The sequence below is a fragment of the Blastocatellia bacterium genome, assembly GCA_035275065.1.
Classification (GTDB): Bacteria; Acidobacteriota; Blastocatellia; order UBA7656; family UBA7656; genus DATENM01.
In genome coordinates, this window is sequence record DATENM010000136.1 from 98779 (window position 1) to 118457 (window position 19679).

The 19679-nt window shown below is 60.8% G+C and carries 8 protein-coding genes; 4 read left to right on the forward strand and 4 right to left on the reverse strand.

Annotation, left to right across the window (positions count from 1 at the left end):
• Positions 1-234: 234 nt before the first annotated feature.
• The 4 genes from VJ464_25740 (at position 235) to VJ464_25755 (ending at position 9671) form a co-directional block, all read left to right on the forward strand.
• Positions 235-3453 carry a carboxypeptidase regulatory-like domain-containing protein gene (locus tag VJ464_25740; protein ID HKQ08550.1) on the forward strand — a complete coding sequence of 1073 codons (3219 nt, stop codon included), beginning with the start codon at positions 235-237 and terminating at the stop codon, positions 3451-3453.
• A gap of 246 nt (positions 3454-3699) precedes the next feature.
• Positions 3700-6246, forward strand: coding sequence for a VIT and VWA domain-containing protein (locus tag VJ464_25745; GenBank protein ID HKQ08551.1), 2547 nt, complete (start codon positions 3700-3702; stop codon positions 6244-6246).
• A 189-nt stretch (positions 6247-6435) separates the two neighbouring features.
• On the forward strand, positions 6436-7920 hold the full coding sequence (gene gltX / locus VJ464_25750) for a glutamate--tRNA ligase (GenBank protein ID HKQ08552.1): 1485 nt from the start codon (positions 6436-6438) through the stop codon (positions 7918-7920).
• Positions 7921-7955: 35 nt separating this feature from the next.
• The gene (locus VJ464_25755) at positions 7956-9671 is read left to right on the forward strand and encodes a glutamine--tRNA ligase/YqeY domain fusion protein (protein ID HKQ08553.1); all 1716 of its coding nucleotides are present in this window, start codon (positions 7956-7958) and stop codon (positions 9669-9671) included.
• A 194-nt stretch (positions 9672-9865) separates the two neighbouring features.
• On the opposite strand, the gene VJ464_25760 is transcribed toward VJ464_25755, so the two are convergent.
• From VJ464_25760 to VJ464_25775, 4 genes are all read right to left on the reverse strand, one after another.
• Positions 9866-10555: an SCO family protein gene (locus VJ464_25760; GenBank protein ID HKQ08554.1), complete on the reverse strand. Its 690-nt coding sequence runs from the start codon at positions 10553-10555 to the stop codon at positions 9866-9868.
• A gap of 183 nt (positions 10556-10738) precedes the next feature.
• On the reverse strand, positions 10739-13159 hold the full coding sequence (locus tag VJ464_25765; protein ID HKQ08555.1) for a galactose oxidase-like domain-containing protein: 2421 nt from the start codon (positions 13157-13159) through the stop codon (positions 10739-10741).
• An 862-nt stretch (positions 13160-14021) separates the two neighbouring features.
• On the reverse strand, positions 14022-16859 hold the full coding sequence (locus VJ464_25770; GenBank protein HKQ08556.1) for an ABC transporter permease: 2838 nt from the start codon (positions 16857-16859) through the stop codon (positions 14022-14024).
• Between the two features lie 5 nt (positions 16860-16864).
• Positions 16865-19679: ABC transporter permease (locus VJ464_25775; GenBank protein ID HKQ08557.1), on the reverse strand; the 2815-nt coding region annotated here is incomplete at its 5' end.

A 19679-nucleotide genomic window follows, 5' to 3' on the forward strand; every position in this document is an offset into this window, starting at 1 on the left:
AAGGGGATTGTGGGGCTGCTCATTATCAGGTTGTTTCGATTACACTCATGCCCGCACGATGGCAACGGCGTTGCCGTGCGCCAGGAGTGTCGGATCGGCGAGAGGCGGTCGCGCTGCTTCCATTTGTATGGCCCGCAACCTCGCGCGTCTCTCCTCGCGCCATCCGCCGGGTGGAGCGCGCACGCTTCACATTGGAACCAGTGAGAAACATTTACATCACAGAGAGGCAGGAATATGTCGAGAATAAAACCATTCCATTCACTAGGCGCGCTGCTCATGGCGCTCTGTCTGAGTCTGGCAAGCGTTCCGGCGTTTGCGCAGTCGCAGGCGAGCAGCGGACAAATCGCCGGCGCCGTCGTTGACAACCAGGGCGCGATTGTCGCCAACGCCTCGGTCAAGGCAGTCAACACGCAGACCGGTCTCGAACGCACCGTCAACAGCGGCGACGACGGGCTCTACAGCATCGTCTTGTTGCCGCCGGGCATCTATCGGGTCACGGCCACGGCCCAGGGCTTTACGGCGGTCACCGTCGATAACGTCGAAGTCGCCGTCGGGCGCACGATTGACGTCAAGATCACCCTCGGCGTCAGCGGCGTCACCGAAGTCGTTAACGTCACCGCCGGCACCATCCAGGTGCAGACGACGCGCTCGGAAGCCGACGCCGTCGTCAACGAGCGGGCGATTGAGAATTTGCCGATCAACGGTCGCCGCTTCCAGGACTTTGTCACCCTGACGCCGGCAGCCCAGGTTGACCCGCGCCGCCAGCAGATTTCGCTCTCCGGGCAGCTCGGCATTCACACCAACGTCAGCATTGACGGCGCCGACTATAACAACCCGTTTTTCGGCGGCATCCGCGGCGGCGAGCGCTCGAACAACGCCTACACCGTGCCGCAGGAGGCCATCAAAGAGTTCCAGGTCGTCGCTTCGGGCTACACCGCGGAATTCGGGCGTTCGACCGGCGGCATCGTCAACGCCGTCACCAAGTCGGGCACCAACGCCTATCACGGCTCAGGCTTCTACCTCTACCGGCCCAAAGACCTGTCGCGCAGCAACGACTTCATTGACGCCATCGAGCTGAGCCTGCGCAACAACCTGCTGCCCGGGCAGACGCCGCGCGAGATCACTGTCGCGCCGACCCAGCACCAGTGGGGCGGGTCGTTCGGCGGCCCGATTAAGAAAGATAAGCTCTTCTTCTTCGGCGCCTACGAACAGCAGCGCCAGCGCCAGAGCCGCGAAGTCTTCTTCGACACCATCGGCAGCGTCGCTTCGACCCCGGCCATCGCCGAGGCCTTGAGCTTCTATCACTCGCTGGAAGGCCCGTTCACGCAGACCAACGACGCCATTGCGTTCATCGGTCGCGCCGACTACATCGTCAATGATCGTCACAATCTGAACGTCCGCTACAGCTACAGCCACAACGAGGCGCAGAATGCCGTCTCCAACGGCGTGCCGCTGTTCCCGACGATCACTAACGCGCTATCGAACAACGGTACAGAGCTCGACACCACCAACACGGTGGTCGGCCAGCTCAACAGCTTCTTCACGCCGACCGTGGTCAACGAGTTCCGCGGCCAGTACTCGCGTGAAAAGCGACCGCGCCCGGCGAACGCTCAAGAGCCGCTGGTGACCGATTCCATCGGCAACTTCGGCACCGTCTCGTTCCTCGGCGAAAACGTCGAGCTAGATTGGCGCGTGCAGCTCATCGATAACATCACCTGGTCGCGCGGCAACCACACCTTCAAGATCGGCGGCGAATATAACCACATCTTCGCCAACCAGACCTTCGGCTTCAATCAGTATGGCACCTACAGCGTCAGCGGCTCGGCGGGCACGCCGGCGCAGGCCGCCACGCTGCTCGCCCTGCTGAGCCACCCGCCTGGCGCCACCACTAACCGCTTCGACAGCACGTCGGTGACCCTCGCCCGCCAGATCGGCAACCTTCAGGCGACGCTGCCGGATAATGAGGGCGCGGCCTTCATTCAGGACTCGTGGCGCCTTCGTCCGAACTTCACGCTGAACGCCGGCCTGCGCTGGGAAGGTCAGTACAACCCGCAGCCGGAAGTCGGCAACGACGCCCTGATCAACTTGATCAAAGGCTTCCGCTTCCCCTCGGGCCACGTCGTTGACCCGACGAAGATTCCCAGCGACACCAACAATTTCGGCCCGCGCCTCGGCTTCGCGTGGGACCCGTGGAACGATGGCAAGACGGTCGTCCGCGGCTACAGCGGCATCTACTACTCGCGCACGCCTGCGCTGTTGTTCGCCGCGCCGATCAACAACTTCCGCGACCCGGCGGGCGATCTCTCGGTGACCCTGCCGCTGCGCGCCGCGACTGGCAACCCGAATGCCTCGGCCAACACTGTCTACAAGCAGTTGAAGCTGATCGGCATCGACCTGAACAACTTCCCGCTCGACAAGCTGCCGGTGATCACCGGCGAGCAGGTGCAGAAGATCGCCTCGCTGCTCGGCGTTGACCCGCTTACCGCGGGCCTGGCGCCGATCCTGATGGCGCCTGATTTCCAGAACCCGACCTCTGTGCAGTACGGCATTGGTGTCGAGCGCGAGCTCAATCGCAGCCTGACGGTGGGCGCGGACTTCAGCTACGTCCACACGACGCACCTGCAACAGAACCGCGACATTAACCTGCCGCTGCCGACGATTCGCACGGTCGCCGTCGACCCGTCGCAGCGACCCTTCTTCGGGCTGGTCAACGCCGGCGTGGCGCGTCCGATTGCCAACCTCAACAGCGTGCAGATTCGTGAATCTACCGGCAAGGCGCTCTTCCGCGCCCTGACGCTGCGCGCCAAGTTCCAGCGCCGCTGGGGCCAGTTCAATGCCTTCTACGTGCGCTCGAAGAACCTCTCGACGGTTGACAACGAGCGCGAGGCCGGCGGCGTGCTATTCGAGAACGCCTTCAACACCGATAGCGAGTACAGCCTGTCGAACCTCGACATCAAGCACCAGTTCGTCGTCAACCCGGTCTTCTTCCTGCCCGGCGGGTTTGACGTATCGAGCGCCGTCCGCCTGCGCTCGGGCCGTCCGATTGACGCCCGCATCGGCTCGGACGTTAACCAGGATCGCACGAACCTCGACCGTCCGTACCGCGCGCCGGGCATCCCGTTCGAGCGCAATGCCTTCCGCAACCAACCGGTCTACAACGTCGACATGCGCGTGCAGAAGCGCTTCCAGTTGGGCGAGAATCGCCGGCTGCTCTTCACCGCCGAGTTCTTCAATATCTTCAACATTGAGAACATCGAGCTGGCGGGCAGCCAGGTGACGAACTACTGCTCGAACACCGCCGACCTGACCTGCGGCTTTACCGGGCCGACCAACCCGAACTTCTTGCAGCTATATGATCGCAACCCGACCTCAACGCGCGTCGGGAGCTTGCTGCTCAACAACAACCCGGGCCCGCCGTTCCAGGTGCAGCTCGGCGCGCGCTTCCAGTTCTAAGCTGGCGCGCAACGGACACTCACGGGCGGCGGCGAGACAGACTCTCGCCGCCGCTTTTTTGTTTTTCCTGCAAGCTCGCCTTCGCGCTCCATTCCCTCACTCGTAAAGATTCCGGAACTCATGACGGGTTTCGGTGTCTAATCGATCAGGCCGGCCTAATGCTCCATCCCTAGCGCTACCCGTGGCGCGCAAGATTCTAAGGAGGTGCGGACTGCAAGCATTCTGCTTGCCGCCCGACTGAAACCTATGCAACGCAGGCTCGTCTTGTCATTCGCCATCCTGGCGGCACTTTGTATTGCAGGTTACATCGTGCTTGCCAAAGCCAGTAAACATTCGGGCACCGGCTTTGTCGCCGGCGCCGATACCTCTGCCGGTCAGGGGGCGCTTCAGATCATTGATCCCGAAAAAGGCGCTGTCGCCGGCTCGTGCCCGCTCAAACACACCGACGTCAGGGCCGAGATCAGCGGCTTTCTGTCGCGCGTCGTCGTGACACAGGAATTCGAGAACCCTTTCAAGGATAAGATCGAAGCGGTCTACACCTTCCCGCTGCCGCAGAACGCCGCGGTTGACGACATGACCTTGCGCGTTGGCGACCGCATGGTGCGCGGAAAGATCAAGCCGCGCGAAGAGGCGCGGGCGATTTATGAAGCGGCGCGCTCGGCGGGCCACGTCGCCGGCCTGCTCGATCAAGAGCGGCCCAACATCTTCACGCAGTCGGTCGCCAACATCATGCCCGGCGAGCGCGTCACCGTGACCATCAGCTACGTCGAAACCTTGAAGTATCAAGATGGCGCTTACGAGTTCGTCTTCCCGATGGTCGTCGGGCCGCGTTACATTCCCGGCACCCCCACGGGCAAGCAAGCCGGCGGCTGGTCACCCGACACCACGCAAGTGCCCGACGCCTCGCGCATCACGCCGCCGGTCGCCCCCAAAGACCTGCGCGCCGGCCACGACATCGCGCTCGAAGTGGCGCTCGATGCCGGCGTGCCGATTGATGAGCTGAAGGCGATCAATCACGAAGTCAACCTTGAGCGGCCTTCGGCTCATAGCGCCGTCGTTCGGCTTAAGAGCCAGAGCGAAATCCCGAATAAAGATTTCGTGCTGCGCTATGACGTTGCCGGTCGGCGTGTCGAAGACGCGCTGCTCTTGCACCGCGCCCCGCACGGCAACAATGCGGACGGCTTCTTCACTTTCATCCTGCAACCGCCCGACCGGGTCGCGGCTGAAGACGTGATGCCGAAAGAGATCGTCTTTGTGCTGGACACCTCCGGCTCGATGGACGGCTTCCCAATCGAGAAAGCCAAAGAGTCCATGAAGCTGGCGCTCGACGGGCTCTACCCGCAGGACACCTTCAACCTGATTACCTTCGCCGGCGACACGCACATCCTCTTCCCGCAGCCGGTGCCGGCAACCCGCGCGAACCTGCAAAAAGCGCAAGCCTTTCTCGCCTCGCGCTCAGGTGCGGGCGGCACAGAGATGATGAAAGCCATCAAGGCGGCGCTCGATCCGTCGGATGCGCAGGATCATGTTCGCATCGTCTGCTTCATGACGGACGGTTACGTCGGCAACGATATGGAGATCGTCGGCGAAGTGCAGAAGCATCCCAATGCGCGGGTCTTCTCCTTCGGCATCGGCTCGTCGGTCAACCGTTTCCTGCTCGACAAGATGGCCGAAGAAGGGCGCGGCGAAGTCGAATACGTTTCGCTCAACGACAACGGCTCGGCGGCAGCGAAGCGCTTCCACGAGCGCATTCGCAATCCGCTGCTTACGGACGTTCAGATTGACTGGGGCGGCTTGCCGGTCACGGACGTTTACCCGAAGCGCATCCCCGACCTGTTCAGCGCCAAGCCGGTCGTCGTCTGCGGTCGCTATGCGCAGGGCGGGCGCGGCACGATCAAGCTGAAAGGCCGAGTCGCCGGCCACGACTATGTCAGAGAGATTCCGGTCGAGCTGCCCGACGCCGAAGCGCGCCACGACGTGCTGGCGACATTGTGGGCGCGCACCAAGATTGATGACTTGATGAGCCAGGATTACACCGGCACGCAATATGGCGTGACGCGGCCCGACGTCAAAGAGCAGATCACGCAACTCGGATTGGATTACCGGTTGATGACGCAGTTCACCTCGTTCGTCGCTGTCGAAGAGATGACCGTGACGGATGGCGGCCAGCCGCGGCGCGTCGAAGTGCCGGTCGAGATGCCGGAAGGCGTCAGCCACGACGGCGTCTTCGGGAAAGAGGAAACTGAAAGCAGGGCCGCCGACTCGGTCGCCGTGAAGTCGGCACAGCCCAACATAGTGCCGCCACCGCCACCGCCCAGGCCCGCCGACCCGCGAGGCGCGATTGGCGGCTCCGGCAGCGGCGCAGGCGTCGGCCCCGGTCGCGGCTATGGCACTGGCACCGCATCGCCTACGGTGGTGAATGCCGAAGCGCCAAAAGTCAAGGGCGACGTTGACGAACGACAGCGCAACGGGCCGCTATCGCCGGCAGAGCAGAAGCGCCAGCAAGTGCTTGCCAAGCTGCACCCGGCCATCGCCGCGCTCGTCGAACGGTTGCAGAAGAACGGCACGCCAGCCGCCGCCGAAGCTCGGTTCGTACGCGCCGGCAAGGCCGAAATTCAAGTCTGGCTGACCGTGAAATCCGATGCCCTGATGGCCCGGCTCAAGTCGCTCGGCTTTGAAGTCGTGGCCGATCCGAAGTCGGCAAAGCTGATCATCGGCCGTATCGCGCTCGACAAGCTCGCGGCGCTCGCCGAACTTGGCGAGGTGCGATACATCGCCCCGCAGACGCAGTGAAGTAAAAAGTAAAAAGGCAAAAGTAAAAAGTGCGGAGCCGGATCAATAGATAGCCATAGCTGCGTTGCAAAACCTGGCAAGCCTATCTATTTGATCCGCTGCCGCACTTTTGCCTTTTTACTTTTGCCTTCCCGCCGCAGGCGGGTTCGCCTTGCGACGCAGCCGCCGGGTCGCTGATAATTCCAGGTTATGGCTGAAACGGTCAGAGTTCGTTTTGCGCCCTCGCCCACCGGTTATCTGCATGTTGGCGGCGCGCGCACGGCGCTGTTTAACTGGCTCTTTGCGCGCCAGCACAATGGCGTCTTCATCCTGCGAATCGAAGACACGGACGTGCAGCGCTCGTCCGAGGCGATGGTGCAAGGCATCCTCGACGGCATGCACTGGCTCAGGCTCGACGCCGACGAGGGGCCATTCTTTCAATCGTCGTTCGGCGAAGCGCATCGCGCCGCCGCCCTTCGACTCGTCGAAGAGGGCAAGGCCTATTACGATTTCACGCCGAAAGAGCAGGGCGACGACCGCACCGTCAGGGAGCGCATACGCGAGGCGGCGCGCGAAGGCCGTGAGCCCAACCCCTACCGCGACCTGCCGCTTACGGAAGCGCGCACGCGGCTCCAGGCGGGCGAGGCGGCGGCGATCCGCTTGAAGGTTCCGGAATCGGGCGTGTCGCGCTTTGACGACATGGTCTATGGTCCGCAGGAGCGCGATTACACGGACATTGAAGACCTGGTGCTGATTCGCTCGGACGGCCACCCGCTCTATAACCTGTCGGTGGTCGTTGACGACATCGAGATGGGCATCACCCATGTGATACGCGGCCAGGATCACCTGACCAACACCCACAAGCAGGTTTTGATTTACAACGCGCTCGGGGCCGCCGTGCCGCGCTTCGGTCACTTGCCGCTGATCAACGCGCCGGGCAAAGAGAAGCTCTCGAAGCGCAAGCACGGCGAGATCGTTTCGGTGACGACCTACAGGGATCGCGGCTTTCTGCCCGACGCCTTCGTGAATTTCCTCGCCCTGCTCGGCTGGTCGCCGGGCGGCGATCAAGAGATCATGTCGCGCCAGGAATTGATCGAGCGATTCTCGCTCGACGGCGTCAACAAAGCGGCGGCGATCTTCAACTTCAAAGAGAACGATCCCCTCGATTGGACCGACCCGAAGGCGCTGTGGATGAACGGCGAATACCTGCGCCGCATGCCGATAGACGACTTGCTGCCGCTGGTCGCCGAGCAGTTGAAGAAGCACGGCATCTGGCGCAACGAGTTTGCAACCGATGAGCGCGACTGGTTCGCTCGCACCGTCGAGCTGTTGCGGGCGCGCTATCGCACGGCGGTTGATTTTGCCATACTGGGGCGGCCCTACTTTTCAGATGACTTTGAATACGAGCCGGCGGCAGTGAAGAAGAATCTGAAAGACGAGCGGCTGAAAGAGTTGCTGCCCGGCCTCGCCGACCAGCTCGCGGCGCTCGACACATTCACACACGACAGCGCCGAAGCGGCTCTGAGAGCCTATTCCGAGGCACAGGGCGTCAAGGCGGGGCTGTTGATTAACGGCTCACGAACGGCGCTCACGGGACAGGCGGTCGGGCCGGGGATGTTCGACATTATGGTCGCGCTCGGTCGCGAGAAATCCGTCGAGCGGCTGCGCCGCGCCGTCGCACAGGTCGGCAAGTGACCCTAGAGTTTTTGCACAGGAGATAAAAGAGACCAATGAGCTCAGAGAAATCTGGCGCCGACGCACCGGCGGTCGAACAGGTCGGCGCGTCTAACTTTGTTCGCGACATCATCATTCAAGACCTCAAAGAAGGCAAACACGATGGGCGGGTGCAGACGCGCTTTCCCCCTGAGCCGAACGGTTACCTGCACATCGGCCATGCGAAGGCCATCTATCTCGACTTTGGGCTGGCGGCGGAATTCGGCGGCAAATGCAATCTGCGTTTCGACGACACCAACCCGTCGAAAGAAGAGACCGAGTATGTCGATTCGATCATGGGGGACATCCGCTGGCTGGGCTACGAGTGGGACGCGCTGTTTTACGCGTCGGACTACTTCGGCCAGCTTTACGAATGGGCCGTCCAGCTCGTCAAAGCCGGGAAGGCTTACGTGGACGATCTGAACGCCGCGGAGATTCGCCAGTACCGCGGCACGCTGACCGAGCCGGGCCGGGAAAGCCCATATCGCAACCGCTCCGTCGAAGAGAACCTCGATTTGTTCGAGCGCATGAAGAGAGGCGAATTCCCCGACGGCTCGCGGACGCTGCGCGCCAAGATTGACATGGCGTCGCCGAACCTCAATATGCGCGACCCGGTGATGTACCGCATCCTCCACATGGAGCATCATCGCACGGGCGGCGAGTGGTGCATCTATCCGATGTATGACTATGCTCACGGGCAGTCGGATTCCATCGAGAAGGTGACGCATTCGATCTGCACGCTCGAATTCGAAGACCACCGCCCGCTCTATAACTGGTTCATCGAACAGCTTGGCATCTTCCCGTCGCGGCAGATCGAGTTCGACCGGCTCAACATCACCTACACGCTGTTGAGCAAGCGCAAGCTGCTCAAACTGGTGCAGGATGGTCACGTCGCCGGCTGGGACGACCCGCGCATGCCGACGCTGTCGGGGATGCGGCGGCGCGGCTATACGCCTGAAGCGATCCGTAACTTCTGCTCCAATCTGAGCGTCTCGAAGACCAACAACATTGTGCAGTTGTCGCTGCTCGAATACTTCCTGCGCGAAGACCTGAACAAGCGCGCGCCGCGCGTTATGGCGGTGCTGCGCCCGCTGCGCGTCGTGATCGAAAACTATCCCGACGATCTGGTCGAAGAGATGGAGGCGGTCAACAATCCCGAAGACCAGAGCGCCGGCACACGGCGGGTGCCGTTCTCTAAAGTTCTCTATATCGAGCAGGACGACTTTCGCGAAGACCCGCCCAAGCAGTATTACCGGCTGGCGCCGGGCCGCGAAGTGCGCTTGCGCTATGGCTACTTCATCACCTGCAAGGAAGCCGTCAAAGACGCCGACGGCAATGTCATCGAGCTGCGCTGCACCTACGACCCGCAGACCCGCGGCGGCAACGCGCCGGACGGGCGCAAGGTGAAAGCGACGATCCACTGGGTCTCTGCCGCGCACGCCATAGACTGCGAGGCCCGGCTCTATGACAATCTCTTTATGAAAGAGAATCCCGGTGAGGTCGAAGAAGGGCAGGACTTCACGGCCAACCTGAACCCGAGCTCGCTTGAGGTGTTGCCCGGCTGCAAGGTCGAGCCAAGCCTGCGGGAAGCAAAAGCCGGCGCGGGGTATCAGTTCGAGCGGTTGGGTTATTTCTCGATTGATCCGAACTCCGAGCCGGATCGGCTGGTGGTCAACCGAACGATTGGCTTGCGCGATAGCTGGGCGAAGATCGAACAGCGCGGCAAGAAGTGATTTGGAGTGCGGCGACAAGTCACCGCACTCCAAATTAGGGTGTTCATATAGTTGACTCACCGGATCGTCGAAAGATGGTAATAAGATGATTTGCGCCATCTTTAAAAACGCGCTGGGCATTGTAGATAAAAACGAGCCCAACTCGGCTGATCGGTGAGTCAACGACATGAACGCCAAAGGCGGTGATCGAATAATCACCTGGCGATCTCAGCAATTTTCCTTGCCAGTGCTTTAGGATCATCTAGCCCATAAGCAGTCGTCCAGTTATCCGTTTTATCGTTGCCGATATAGACGAAGGCTGAATGCAACTCAAGCTTTCCTAAAGGGTCTCCAGTCAGGTGTCCGACGAGCCTTCTCATCTCTTCTTTCTTTCCTGTCACCAGCGTCCAGCCCGTCTTCACCCCGTGTTGTTGTCCCCATTGTTTGAGGCGCTCCGGCGTGTCGGTTTCAGGGTCCATCGTCACCGAGATGAGAAAGACTTCTTTGCCGAGCCGATTGCCCATCTCGTCTTGAAGCCTGGAAAAGATGTCTCCCTGCCGCAGGCAGATATATTCGCAGCCCGTATAGAAGAAGCTGATGACCACCACTTTACCTTTAATCAGGTCGCTGTAGAACCTGAGGCGGTGGCCGTGCTGGTCGAGCAACTTGAAATCAGGCAGGATTTTGTCCTGTGTGCCGACGAGGATATGCTTACCGGCTAAATCAACGGGCCTGTCATCAGCGCCCGGAGTTGAAAGGCCGCGGGTTTCTGTCGCTGAATGCGGCTCTGATTGCGAGCTTATCACAGGGCGGTGATGATCCTGCGCAAGGATAGCCGCGGCTGTAAGCTGCAAGCCGAAAACGGACAAGACAATGACGTTGCGTAAATGCGAGCTTTTCATCATGACCAAGCCTTTCTTTCCCAGGCACCCCTGGTGGTGATTCACCGGGCGAATCGTTCATACTGGCGCTAAGAGCCTGCTCCTAATCCTGACTGGCCGCCATTCCGCCAGACCAACGCTTAGGCTCGACGATGATCGGAGCAGGCTCTTCGAGAGAAACTTGCCGCCCGGCGGCAAAGTGCTCGGTTAATACCCAAAGGCAACCGTCATGAAGACGGCCATCTCACCGCGCGTTATGCTATTGCCGGGACAATACGGACGGAGTCCGGTCATCGGGTCAACCGCCCCACAGCCGCCGGTGATCCCCCGCCTGCCAATGTCATTGATGTAGTCATAAGCCCATCCCCAAGATGAACCGGTCGTCACGTCGCTAAAGAGTTGCGGCGTTCCCGTCGGCGGAGAAGTTACGCCGATGGCCCTTTCAATAAAGACGGCCATTTCAGCGCGCGATACGTTATTGACCGGACAGAACGGGCGCAGTCCGGTCGTCGGATCAACCGTCCCACAGCCCGACGTGAGGCCGCGCGTGAACATATCAACGATGAATCTATAGTACGGCGAGTTGGGGTCTACATCATTAAAGGGGTTCGGCCTGCCGAATGGCGGGTCTATGCCCATCGCGCGAATCACGAACACGGCCATCTCCTGCCGAGTGATGCTGGTCCCGGGGCAGTAGCTCCGCAACTGACTCGGCCCAGGATCATCGCACCCCCCGGTGATGCCGCGCGCATATAGCTTGCCGATGAAATCATGGAAGCCATTGCTCTTCGCAACGTCGGCGAATTCTGCGCCCTGATAGATCGTGAACGGTTTGCCGGCAATCAGGAGGGTGGCGCTGCGCGGTCGCAAGCTTACTGGATTGTTGAAGTCAGACGCATTGTCTTGAACCGTGAAGTTGACCGTCCCATTCCCTGTGCCGCTCATCCCCGAAGTAATCGTCACCCAACTCGGAACACCTGTGACCTGCCAGCTTGCGCCGGCTGCTACCTTCACCTGCACCGATCCCGTCAGCGCCGCACTATCGCTCCGGCTCGCAGGGAAGGTGGCACTATCCGTAGAGAGCGCCGTATTGCCGATGAAGATTATTTTGGCAATTGACGGGGTGCCGCTCTGGTTCAGCACGAACAGCATGTAAGGCCCTGGCGGACATTCGCCACCGTTTGCCGGCGCGGTCACATTCAGCGTGTACTCTCCTTGTGCGGTGAAGGCGAGCAATACCCGCCGCTGATCGAAGTTCTGCGTATGCGTCACAGACCCAAGCCGCACCAGTGCGACCTGCCCCATCTGGCTGGCGGGAATGTTCCCCACACCAACGTTGAAGCTTTGGCCATAAGCGATCCGCGATGGCGCGTTAGTAATCGCCGGGCGTTTAGCTTCGCTGCCGTCCATGTTGAACAGGTAGGGTGGTTTGAATATCTCCCAATTGGTATGGGCGAGCAGCGGGTCGTATGTCAACTGGTTGTTCTCGCCGTAAGCTCCTGTGCGACCGCCGCCGCCCACCAGGATACGCCCGTCCGGCAAAAGCAGCGCCACCGAGTGGTACAGCCTGACGACTTGATGAGCTGCCATGATGGACCATCTGCCGCCGGGAAACTGCATGGATGGCGGCTCGTAGATCTCTGGATTCATAATGGCACCATTGGTGCAGGAGCCATCCTCCGAGATGATGTTGTTCGTGTAGGGACATCGCGTCCCCCCACTGACAAAGACCTTGCCGTCAGGCATCACCACAGACGTGGCGTAGTATCTTTGGAAATTCATCGGCGTGACATAGCTCCAGATCATCTGCCCAAGCGGCGGCGGCGGTTGATTTAAGTCGGCTATCTCAACCCGGTTGATGACATTCGGCGGATACTGGCGACCGCCAATCACCAAGACCTTGCCTTTGTCGTACATCGCCGTCGTGGCCTGATCGTGGGCTTCATTCAAATAGTAGACACCGGTCGTGTTAAAGCCGCCAGTTGCCGGATCGTAAGCAAGGCCGCTCCCGGTCGTGCCCGATATTACAATCAACCTTCCGTCGGGCGCTATATGCAGGTAAGGGTAGTTGGGCAAAGACCGTGGGAAACCACCTGGCGTATTCCGCAGAGTGCCGTTGGATTGCAAAAACTCCAGGTCGGTATTGTCTCCGCCCAATGGGCTATTATTCGCGCTGAAACCATTAATGTAATTGCCCAAGACGATTTGCGTCTCGCCATTGCTCAGCGTGACAACCGACGGATACCATCTCGGCAAGTTCATGTCCGGGCCAGGACTCCAGGTCTCCGTCACATAGTTGAAATAGTTCGTCTGGTGAGAGCCTGCCGATTGCAGGTCATATCGCCTGACGCCGTTGTTGTCAGTGCGAATCTCGTGGCCTCCGGCAACAAACAATCTCCCATCAGGCAAGAAACAATGGCCACTGCAAAACAGGTTCGTCCTGCCGTTAGAGACCAGTTTGAAAGTGTCGTAAAGCGGGTCCCACAAGTATGCCTTGCAGCCGCCATCAATATCATTGCCGCCGGATTTATCCCTACCCCAGAACAGCAACTTGCCACTCGGCAGCAGGCTGATATGGACGGGGAAAGCGGCTTCGGAAGCGCCCGGCACAACAGGCAACTGCCGCACTGACTCCCATTGACCCTGAGTGGCGCTAGCTTGAGGCGCTGCCGCCGGTTTGGGTGGGAGAACTTTCGTATTGCGCCCGTGAGCTTTATTGCTGGCAGCCGCACCTGTCGCCGACAGTAAAAACGAATGAAGTGCCATCAGTGACGCTGCGGTAACCAACACTGTAAGACGCACCAAACGAGTGGGAAACCATTGAGTAGCTTTTCTCATGAGAACCTCCTTGTAGACAAACAGGTATCTACGAAGCATTCGCTCCGGCCATTCGCGCAGCGAAGCAGTTAAAGTAAGCGTCTTTTTAAGGCGCTGGGCACAGGCTGAGTTGGGCTATCTCGATCTGCATTCGCCAGCTTGCTTGAAATTGCAGGCTGGCCTTATTGATCGATCATGGGGAGGGTAAAACAGACTCTTTGCTTATCGTGTCGCTCTTGATTTTTCTCGCGGAACCGGAAGTAATGATTTGCTTCAAGAGATCGCAGCTATTGCGAAGCCACTATCGTGCTAAGTAAGCGAACAGAACCCGCCTTTCGCCATCTCCCTAGCGATCTTTCCCCCATATACTCCAGCTTCGCATTCATTCTCCGGTGTAGGCAGTCACAATTATTCCTTATACCACCTATGCGCCTTGAGGTGGTTAAAGTTTTGCAAAAAGTTGTTGACTCTTGTGAAAAATGAGGTTGTTCTGGCGCGCTGGATAATCTCTGTACAGGCGTTCATGTAGTTGACTCACCGATCATCTGAGCTGGGCTCGCTTTTATCTACAATGCCCAGCGCGTTTTTAAAGATGGCGCGAATCATCTCATTACCATCTTTCGACGATCCGGTGAGTCAACTATATGAACACCCTAATTAGGTTCGCTCCTCGCTACTCGTGGCGCAGGGCTTCTAGGGGATCAACGCGCGCCGCCTTGCGCGCCGGCAGCCAGCAGGCGACCAGCGCCACCATCGTCAGCAGCGAGGCGATGACGGCGAAGGTTATCGGGTCTGTCCCTTTCACGCCGTAAAGCTGCTCGGCCATCTGCGTCTGCCAACTGTCGTGCGCGAAATACTGGCTGGCCAGCAGCCGCTTCAAGGCGTAACCGCTCAGCGCGCCGACTGCCAGCCCCAGCAATACCAGCTTCATGCCTTGCCAGATGACCAGTCGCAAGACATTGGCCGGCTGCGCGCCCAAGGCCATGCGGATGCCGATTTCGTTCGTTCGTTGCGCCACCGAATAAGCCAGCACGCCTGACAGTCCGATGGCCGCAAGCAGCAGCGCCAGCCCGCCAAAGAAACTCAAGAGCCGCGCCGACAGCCGCTCCTGTCCCAACGTGGCCTGCGCGCGGGCAGTTTGAGTGCTGACTTCCGTAACCGGCAGATTGCTGTCCAGGTCGCGCACGGCCTGGCGCACCGCTGTCACGAGCGCGGTCGGTTCGCCCACCGTGCGCAAGGCGAAATACATCTCGCCGGTCTCGGCGACTTCCTGCCGCCACGGCGTGTAGAGCAGCGGCGTGATCTCTTCGCGCTGGTTCATGTATTTGGTGTCGGCGACGACGCCGATGATCTCGACTTCGCGTTTGCCCATCCTGACGCGCTTGCCCAGCACCTCTTCGTCGGGGAAGAATTTTTGTGCGAAGGTTTGATTGACAATGCCCACCTGGGGCGCACGCTCATCATCTTGCGCCGTGAAGTCGCGCCCGCCGAGCAGCGGAATTTCCATCGTCGCGAAATAGTTCTCGCGCGCTATCTGGCGGTTGGCGCTATGTGCCTCGGCTGTCTGTTCCATCTCGCCGGGCAGCAAAAAGTCGTTGACATAATTGTTATCCGCGATAAGCGGGACGCGTCCAAAGGTCGCCGCGCGCACGCCCGGCAGGTTGTCTAATCGCGCAAAGAGCTGCTGATAGAACTGCGCCAGCCGTTCATCCTTGTAGCCGCCTTGCTGCGGCTGCAAGCGGAAGAGCAAGAGGTTCTCTTGATTGAAGCCGAGGTTGACGTGTTGCAGATTATTGAGCGTGCGAATGAACAGACCGGCGCCGATTAATAGCAACAACGAGAGCGCCACCTGCGCGACGATCAGCCCTTTGCTCAGCCGCGAGACGACGCCCGTCGTGCGGCGGCTCTGTTTGAGCGAGGAGGCGAGATCGGGGCGGGTGGCGCGCCACGCCGGCACCAGTCCAAACAGCACGCCGGTCACGAGCGAGACCGCAACCGTGAACCCCAGCACGCGCCAATTCAGCTTGAGATCAAGCTCATTGGGCAAAATCCCTGTGTTCTTGTCGGTCAGCGCCACGAGCGCGCTCTTGCCCCAAAGGGCGAACAGCACGCCGACCGCGCCGCCGACAGCGGCGAGCAGGACGCTTTCGGTGAGCAGTTGCCGCACCAGCCGCAAACGTCCGGCGCCGACGGCGAGGCGGATACTGATTTCAGGGCCGCGCAAGGCGGCGCGCGCCAACAACAGGTTGGCGACGTTGGCGCAGGCAATCAGCAACACCAGCGCCACCACGATAAACAGCCCATAGATGGTCGTTGAATAACGTCTGCGGCGGTCCAACATCCCACGGCTGCCGGATTCCGCCATCAGGCGCGGGTAATCTTTCGGTTCGAGTTGCGCGGGCTCGTTCGCTTTGCGCGGCGGCGGCATGACTTCGAGGGCGGCGGCTTGAAAGATGCCGTCCAGGCTGTCGCGCGCCTGTTCATAGGTCGCGCCCGGTTTGAGGCGGCCCATCAAATTCAGCCACCAGTAGCCCGGCCTTTTCGCCGTGCCCAAACGGCTGTGCTCGCCTCGCAACAACCGCTCACAGGCCAGCGGGACGGCAACGGCGGGATGAAAATCTACCTGTAACGTGCCGGTGAAAGCGGGCGGCGTGACGCCGATGATGGTGAATGTTTGCTTGTTGATCTTGAGCGGCTGGCCGATGACGGCAGGGTTGCCGCCAAAGCGCTCCTGCCAAAACTGATGGCTGAGCACGACCACGGGCGCGGCATCTGGCTTGTCGTCTTCGCCAGTGATCGCGCGTCCCAGGCTCGGTTGCAATCTCAGCCCGGCGAAATAGCCGCCGGTCACGGCTTGCCCGTCGATGAGTTCCGCCTGATCGCCCACCGCCGCGGTCAATTCCCTCAGCGGCGCGAAGGCGAAGAGATCGCTGAGCGGGCTGTCGGGCGCTTGCGCCTGCGCCTGGCGCATCTTGTCAAAGACCTCGTAGCGAAACAGCGAAAGCCCGCGCGTGCCCGGCGGCGTGGGCACGCTCGACGTGCCGCTCATGCCACCTAACCTGAACGGCTGACCGGCATACCAGGCAAAGACTACCAACTGTTCCGGCTCGGCGACCGGCAAGCTCCTGAGCAGCACGGCATCGACGACACTGAAGATGGCCGTGTTAGCGCCGATGCCTAACGCGAGCGATAGCACAGCGACCAGGGTAAAGCCTTTGTGCTTGAGCAGCATGCGCATGCCATATCGCAGGTCTTGAATCATGTCGTCCTCCCAGCGGTAGCTTTGCATCCATAAGGCGTCCCAGAAGGCGCCCGTGCTGCGCCGCAGCAGGTCGAGTTTGGTCCGCCAGTTGAGCCGATGCCAGTCGGCCAACAGACGTTCGCGGTATTGCAGCTCGGCCTGCCACTCCTGTCGCCAATCGGCGCGCACGCGCCGAGGCACGATCAGGCCCAGGAACCGAATGAGCCAGAGCCAGAAGCGAAAACGTGGTGTGCGCGGCGGCTGCGCCATCGGGTTCACTCGTGGCGCAGGGCTTCTAGGGGATCAACGCGCGCCGCCTTGCGCGCCGGCAGCCAGCAAGCCAGTAGCGCCACTAGCGCCAGCAGCGCCGCGATCACCACCAGGGTTACAGGGTCCATCCCTTTCACGCCGTAAAGCTGCTCGGCCATCTGCGCCTGCCAGGAGCGTTCCTCAAAATACTGGCTACTGACCAGGCGCTTGATGACATAGCCGCCCAGTGCGCCGACCGCCAAGCCCAGCAGCACCAGCTTCATGCCTTGCCAGATGACCAGTCGCAAGACGTTGGCTGGCTGCGCGCCCAGGGCCATGCGGATGCCGATCTCGTTGGTGCGTTGCGCCACCGAATAAGCCAGCACACCTGACAGTCCGATGGCCGCAAGCAGCAGCGCCAGCCCGCCAAAGAAGCTCAAGAGCCGCGCGTACAGGCGCTCCTGTCCTAGCGATGACTCCGAGCGCGCGGTTTGCGTTTCGACGTCGGTGACCGGCAAGGTGTTGTCTTGCTCCCCGATGACCTGGCGTACGGTGTTCGCAAGCGCCGTCGGCTCGCCCGCCGTGCGCAGCGCGAAATGCATTTCGCCGATGGCCTTCAATTCCTGTTGCCACGGCGTGTAAAGCAGCGGCTCAAGGTCGCTGCGCTGGCTGTCGTACTTGGTGTCGGCGACGACGCCGATGATCTCAACCGAGTCCTTGTCGCCCACTTCGGTGACGTGTTTGCCCAAGACCTCTTCGTCGGGGAAGAACTTGTCGGCGAAGGTCTGGTTGACGATGGCGACTTTCGGCGCGCGTTGATCGTCCTGCGCCGCGAAGCCGCGCCCGCGCAGCAGCGGAATTTCCATCGCCGCGAAATAATTCTCGCGGATCATCTGCCGGTTGGTGATATGTTCGCCTGCGGCCTTCTCCGTCTCGCCCGGCAGCAGGAAATCCGTATTCCACATATTGTGCGAGATGAGCGGGACGCGCCCGAAGGTCGCCGAGCGCACCCCCGGCAGGCTGTCCAACCGCGCAAAGAGCTGTTTATAAAACTGCGTCAAGCGCTCGTCTTTGTAGCCGCCTTGTTGCGGCTGCAAAGTGAAGAGCAAGAGGTTCTCTTGATTGAACCCAAGATTGACGTGTTGCAGATTATTGAGCGTGCGAATGAACAGGCCGGCGCCGATCAGCAATAATAAAGAGAGCGCCACCTGTGCGATCACCAGCCCCTTACTCAGCCGCGAGACGACGCCCGTCGTGCGGCGGCTCTGTTTGAGCGAAGAGGCGAGATCGGGGCGCGTGGCGCGCCACGCCGGCACCAGTCCAAACAGCACGCCGGTCAGCAGCGAGACGACAACCGTGAATGCCAGCACGCGCAAGTTCAGGCTGAGGTCAACATCTTTAGGCAGGAATCGCGTATCGGTTCCGGTGATCGCTATCAGGCCGCTCTTGCCCCAAAGGGCGAACAGCACGCCGACCGCGCCGCCGACAGCGGCGAGCAGGACGCTTTCGGTGAGCAGTTGCCGCACCAGCCGCAAGCGTCCGGCGCCGACGGCGAGGCGGATACTGATTTCAGGGCCGCGCAAGGCGGCGCGCGCCAACAACAGGTTGGCGACGTTGGCGCAGGCAATCAGCAGCACCAGCCCGACGACGATAGACAGCCCGTAGATCGTCGTCGAATAAGATTTGCGATGCTCCAGCAGACCAAGGTTGCCGGATTGCGCGACCAGATGCGGAAAATCTTTCGGGTCAAGCTGCGCCGGCTCATTCTCTTTGCGCGGCGGCGGCATGACTTCGAGGGCGGCGGCTTGAAAGATGGCGTCGAGGCTCTCGCGCGCTTGCTCGCGGGTCGCGCCCGGTTTGAGGCGGCCCATCAAGTTCAGCCACCAGATGTCGGGCTTGTTGGCTCTGGCCATGCCGCTATGATCGCCGAGCACCAAGGGCTCGGCGACGACGGGGACGGTGACCGATGGGCGATAATCAACTTGCAGCGTTCCGGCAAAGGCCGGCGGGGTCACGCCGATGATCGTGAAAGACAATTTGTTGAGCTTCAGCGTCTGCCCGATGACGGCGGGGTTGCCGCCAAAGCGCTCTTGCCAATACTGGTGGCTCAGCACGACGACCGGCGGCGCGCCCGGCTGATTGTCTTCGTCGGTAATTCCGCGTCCGGCAATCGGCTGCACGCCGAGCCCTGCGTAATAGCCACCGGTCACGGCTTGCCCATAGACGACCTCTGCCTGCTCGTCGGCCATCGCCGTCACTTCATAGATCGGGCCGAAGGCGAAGAGATCGCTGAGCGGGCTGTCGGGCGCTTGCGCCTGCGCCTGGCGCATCTTTTCATAAACGTCGTGGCGGAATATTGAAGAATGGCGGGTGCCCGGCGGGGCGGCGACGCCCGAGCCGCGCATGCCGCTGGTTCTAAAGGCGCGCCCGGAATTCCACTCAAATAGCACCAGGCGGTCAGGCTCTTTGACCGGCAAGCTCCTGAGCAGCACGGCGTCCATCACACTAAAGATGGCGGTGTTGGCGCCAATGCCTAAAGCGAGCGACAGCACGGCGACCAGGGTGAAGCCTTTGTGCTTGAGCAGCATGCGCATGCCATATCGCAGGTCTTGAATCATGTCGTCCTCCAGTCTGTAGGGTTGCAACCAGAGCGCGTCCCAGAAGGCCGCGAGACTGAGCCGCAATAAGTGCAATTTGGTGCGCCAATCCAGGCGTTGCCAATCGGCGAGGAGCAGCTCGCGGTACTGCAATTCGGCCTGCCACTCCTGGCGCCAGTCGGCGCGCAGCCGGCGCGGCACGATCAGGCCGACGAGCGCGATCAAGCGCAGGTGCGGCTTACCG

What these genes read in the sequence shown, in the direction of transcription:
- VJ464_25755 (HKQ08553.1), top strand. Translation starts at nt 7,956, where the DNA reads ATGAGCTCAGAGAAATCTGGCGCCGACGCACCGGCGGTCGAACAGGTC.
- VJ464_25740 (HKQ08550.1), top strand. Translation starts at nt 235, where the DNA reads ATGTCGAGAATAAAACCATTCCATTCACTAGGCGCGCTGCTCATGGCG.
- VJ464_25770 (HKQ08556.1), bottom strand. Translation starts at nt 16,859, where the DNA reads ATGGCGCAGCCGCCGCGCACACCACGTTTTCGCTTCTGGCTCTGGCTC.
- gltX (HKQ08552.1), top strand. Translation starts at nt 6,436, where the DNA reads ATGGCTGAAACGGTCAGAGTTCGTTTTGCGCCCTCGCCCACCGGTTAT.
- VJ464_25760 (HKQ08554.1), bottom strand. Translation starts at nt 10,555, where the DNA reads ATGATGAAAAGCTCGCATTTACGCAACGTCATTGTCTTGTCCGTTTTC.
- VJ464_25745 (HKQ08551.1), top strand. Translation starts at nt 3,700, where the DNA reads ATGCAACGCAGGCTCGTCTTGTCATTCGCCATCCTGGCGGCACTTTGT.